Annotated in this window: 1 protein-coding gene; it reads right to left on the bottom strand. The window is 31.6% G+C overall.

Going from position 1 to position 778, the window contains the following annotated elements:
* A partial coding sequence (locus L1D44_RS21655) for a hypothetical protein (protein WP_345773648.1) occupies positions 1–756 on the bottom strand: 756 nt, incomplete at its 3' end.
* Positions 757–778 lie beyond the last annotated feature (22 nt).

Genomic DNA, 778 nt, shown 5'->3' with positions numbered 1-778 from the left:
AAGTAGAAAGCTCGTCAATGTGGCGCCCTGTTGATGGTATAAAAACTCTAGACGCGAGTAATATATTAAAAAACGCTCATAAAGAACAAATGATAATGTAACAACTACCGGTACTGATAAAAAATACAACGTATACTTAATCTTTTTTAATTTCTTTAAAACAGGTATATCACTAGTTCCTCGATAGAACCAAAAGGTTAGCATTGTCTGAAATACGGAAATAAATATAAAGGCTAGCATTGCTGTTTTTGTCGCTAAAAAAATAGCAGTAACAAACGAAACGATCAAATACAGAATGAAATATACAGCTCTCCTACCGTATATAGTTACCTTGCTCAATGCAAAGCTATATGCAACCAAGTAGAGATAGCTTAATTCATTACCCGAGAGGAAATAGCCCTTATAACCAAAAGCGACTCCCTCCTCATGTTCACCATACTGTGTATTACCTAACCCAAAGAAAGAAAATACAATCGAGATAAATATCACGAAAAATATACAATTAAAAAGCCAATAAATGCTAGATTCACTACAAATGTCATTATTTTCAAAAAAAACCCTTAGGCCCATATACATGATAGGAAGATAAAGGACTTTAACACCATAAATCATATCTTGAATGAAGTTAGCTTGATTCAACGTATTATTAAGATATATGGTGACGTTTGGTACAAAAAAAACAACCAACAAAATCAAAGTAGTAACTATATAACTCAACCGTCCTCTTCTTATTGTATAATAATAAATGAAAAACAATAATAAAGATGACTTAAACAAC

Source organism: Shewanella sp. Isolate13 (assembly GCF_022398325.1).
Lineage (GTDB): Bacteria > Pseudomonadota > Gammaproteobacteria > Enterobacterales > Shewanellaceae > Shewanella.
This window is presented reverse-complemented; position numbering and strand designations above follow the sequence as displayed.